5 protein-coding genes and 1 pseudogene are annotated in these 3,707 nt (G+C 36.8%); 2 read left to right on the top strand and 4 right to left on the bottom strand.

The genetic code is table 11. From position 1 onward, the window contains the following. The 4 genes and pseudogenes from RYK16_RS08345 to RYK16_RS08330 all read right to left on the bottom strand — a co-directional run. Positions 1-380: pseudogene (locus RYK16_RS08345) on the bottom strand (nicotinate phosphoribosyltransferase); the annotation flags it as partial. 9 nt (positions 381-389) lie between these two features. Further along, the gene (locus RYK16_RS08340) at positions 390-908 is read right to left on the bottom strand and encodes a cysteine hydrolase family protein (protein WP_314851790.1); all 519 of its coding nucleotides are present in this window, start codon (positions 906-908) and stop codon (positions 390-392) included. Then, positions 908-1,768, bottom strand: a complete 861-nt coding sequence (locus RYK16_RS08335; protein WP_314851789.1) for an NUDIX hydrolase — start codon at positions 1,766-1,768, stop codon at positions 908-910. Before RYK16_RS08335 ends, RYK16_RS08340 begins: the two co-directional genes overlap by 1 nt. An 83-nt stretch (positions 1,769-1,851) precedes the next feature. Next, positions 1,852-2,343 (bottom strand): DUF5673 domain-containing protein, encoded by a 492-nt coding sequence (locus RYK16_RS08330; protein ID WP_288914398.1) that lies wholly within the window; start codon positions 2,341-2,343, stop codon positions 1,852-1,854. A gap of 136 nt (positions 2,344-2,479) precedes the next feature. Between RYK16_RS08330 and RYK16_RS08325 the strand changes: the two genes are divergently transcribed. Together RYK16_RS08325 and RYK16_RS08320 are read left to right on the top strand one after the other, a co-directional pair. Further along, entirely contained in the window at positions 2,480-3,310 is an 831-nt protein-coding gene (locus tag RYK16_RS08325) for an HAD family hydrolase (RefSeq protein WP_314851788.1), read from the top strand. Positions 3,311-3,351: 41 nt separating this feature from the next. Continuing rightward, a partial coding sequence (locus tag RYK16_RS08320; protein ID WP_314851786.1) for a hypothetical protein occupies positions 3,352-3,707 on the top strand: 356 nt, incomplete at its 3' end.

The following is a 3,707-nucleotide window of genomic DNA, read 5'->3' as shown; positions in this document are numbered from 1 at the left end:
TCACACTCAATACGTACCATTGGTACCTGAGGATAACATACAGTACCCTCACGCAACATGTACACATCACCCTTCCACTTATAGTTACGTAGATATTCACAGAATTCTGGACTCATACCCTTGGTTAATAACCACTGAATATCAAAGTCTGTAAAGTGATAGTTCTTTAAGAAACGTAATAGCTTCTGTTGTCCACAGCTAATTGCATATCCGCCATCGTCTGGGTTATCTCTAAAGAACATGTTAAATACCATGATGGTATCTTTATATCCATGCATGAATAGTGAATTTGCCATGGAGAATTCATAGAAGTCTGTGACCATCGCTGGATTGTCATAATCTTCATCTGGGATATATGGTTCTACTTGAATGTTGTTCATATCATTTCCTCATTTTTCTATTTCAATCTGACAAGAAGCCATTACATCGAGAGCTTCCTTTTGTTTGTCTATCGTTGTCGCAGCGCATGCTTGCGGTAAAACAGTTATCTTTGTATTTGGCAGATGTGTACGTAATAGTAAAGCATTTGTCACAACACAAATATCTGTACAGATACCAATTAATACAATTTCTTCTGGAGCAAGTTTCTGTAGTTCAACTGCTAGATTGAGTGAACCAAAGGTATCCTTCTCAAATATTTTAGCATTGCGTTTATGCAGTGCTTCTTCAACACTCTTTGGAAACTTCCAACCCTCTGTATCCTTGATACAGTGTACAACCGGTAAGTATTTACCTTCCAAGGTATTGAGATAATTTGTATCATGTGTATCCTGTGTTGCAAAGACCATATCATATTTTGGAGAGTTGATTTCTTCAACCATCTTTGCAAGGGCAGCTTCTGCCTCTTTTGTGCCAAGAGAACCTGACACGAAATCATTTTGAATATCAATTGCGATAAGTACTTTCATTATAACGTCTCCTTTACGAATGGTAGTAATGGATTAAAGCTATAGGTTGCGACCTTCCTACCGTTTACAATCGTTGTATTACCTGTAGCCACTAACATTTTTTTAATATCCCGTCTAAAGTTACCTGTATCAACTGGGTGATTTACGATAGCCTCATAGACTTCCTGAATCTCACGTAGTGTACATTCCTTCGGCAACAGGTTAAACATAATACCTGTAGAAGCTGCACGATTACGTACAACATCAATTGCCATATTGATTGCCTTGATGTGATCGGCTGCTAGTTTTGCGTTTGAACTATCTAGTAACTTGGATCTTGTCTGTACGTAGTTATCACAAGCAGTATCATAAATTTCATAACGTAGATGAATCCCTTTTTCTTCTTCATCTAACATAAGTACACTCTTACGTTCGTGACCATCTGTTGTTGTAGTGATCTTTTGGATGGTAAACCAACCTGTATCCATCGCATCATCACCAGCAGATGTCATCTTAATATTTTCGGCCGGTGTCATAGACAAGTAAACTGTTGTAATCACACGTGTCCGCGGATCACGGTCCGCATTTCCAAATGTATATAATTGTCTAAAGTATGTAGAATCAAAAAGGTTGGTTTCCTCTTCTAATTCTCGTTTCATTGCGGTATCCAAATCTTCATCAAAATTCACAAAACCACCAGGCATAGCCCAATCATGAATAAATGGATGATCCTTACGTTTGACTAATAACACCTTTAACTTTCCCCTTAATACTGTTAATAAAATCATATCAACCGTATTACTCGGCCTTCGATACTTTGTCTCATCATAGCGAGCAAGGAATTCCTCTAGTGTTTCACCACGTTCATTTCTTTCTTCCATGGCTTCTCCTTATAGTCATTTTGACTATATATATTATAATCTACTTTTCTTGTTTGTCAAAAAAAGTGATTGCTTGATTACAATCACTTCTTCATACGCTTATATTTATTACCAACTTTTTCCTTCATGAAAGCTAGTACATCCGCTTTCTGATCGAACTCATACTCTACAAGCTCTACATTTGTGCTTTCTTTCTTTGAAGATGATGTTAGATATAAATTAAAGAACTTCTTATCATCCTTATAATCATAACCACTGAGTTCCTTCCATGCATGGAATTTGCCATTGGTTACATAACCCTCTTCCCCAATACCATCTTTCGCTAACCAATACGCAACAATCGCAACAATGATCACGATAACACGTAAGATATCAAAAACAGTAATTGTATTACCAATTAAAGAAACAAGAGTCAAACCCACAATCACAATGAGCGTAATCTTAGTTGCGTCCCATTGTCTTCCTGCATACTTAATCTTTCCCTTTGTATTGGCTAAACGATAAAACATTAAACCTGCAAATGCGCCGAATGCTAATGTAACTAATAAGTTTCCGTAGAATAATGGCTGATTCATTTTCATTTCCTCACATACTAATAACAATTTTCATTATACCATAGCAAATCTGAATAAGCACATCATCAAATTTCTTTGATGTTTCATATATTCAGCATTACTTGCTAATCTTCTTTGAACAAACTAAAATACATCTATGATAAAAAAAGATATTAAACTCTTTGCAACAGACTTAGATGGTACATTATTTGCTCGCCCTGCTCACTTAACACAATACGCAACAGAAACGCTACGTATGTTACGAGCACAAGGAACACGTGTCGCAATCTGCACTGGTCGTCATTACGAACGTATTCTGAATGGATTTCCAAAGGATATCTATGATTATATTGTTTCCAACAATGGCCAAGATATCTACTTTGTAAAAGAGAAAGAACATATAACTCTTCCAGTATTAACAAAAGAAGAGATTCATGGTCTGCTTCCACTTGCAGAAAAGTACCCTGTCATCCTAATGGTATCGACAGATAAAGATTTTCTTACAACCGGTTCAAGAAAGAACTACATCGCATTAACTATTTTCCGTCTATGCATGCAAGTCCGCGACTTGATTCAACACCGTCACATTCAACAGGCAGATATCGATTTTAATCTTGAAAACCTAGAAAATAAATATATCATCAAGGTTTGTTTCTCAGGTACTGCAGGCACACTCAAGAAACTTGCCAAAGAGATTCCTACGGATAAGTACTCCGTCTTCTTTGTTAATCCAAACTGGCTAGAAGTGCAACCACATGGGATTGATAAAGGGAATGGCCTTCGTATGATTATGGAACGAGAGAATATCTTACCAGAACAAGTTTGTGCAATTGGTGATGGCGAAAATGATTTAGCCATGCTAGAGGTTGCAGGTGTAAAGGTTGCAATGGGTAACGCAATGCCATGTCTAAAAGAAATTGCGACTGACCATGCAGACCACTACTTCCAAGAGGGATGCGCAAACTGGATTCGTAAGAATTTACTATAGTTACTATTTTTCTTTCTGATAAACAGGAGTAAACTAAAATTATGAATACATTAGAAAACGATATTACAGAAGCCATCTTCGCAGCCGAAGATGCACTACAACACTTGTATCAAGCAAAAAAATTCCTCAAGAAAGCAAGAAATTGGGGTTTGTTTGATATCTTTGCAGGTGGTTTCATCACCTCTATCATCAAGCACAATCATATCGAAAACGCACAGGAAGAAATCAGATATGCAAAGGTTGCTTTAGAGAATCTAACCCGTGAATTACAAGATGTAGGAGATTATATTACAGTTGATATTGAGATTGATACTTTTGCAAAAGTTACAGACTACCTTCTCGATAACTTCGTCTCAGACATCTATGTACAATCCAAAATCAACAATGCTAGCCAGCA

It is taken from the genome of uncultured Solobacterium sp., assembly GCF_963550625.1.
Taxonomy (GTDB): Bacteria; Bacillota_I; Bacilli_A; order Erysipelotrichales; family Erysipelotrichaceae; genus Bulleidia.
This window is presented reverse-complemented; position numbering and strand designations above follow the sequence as displayed.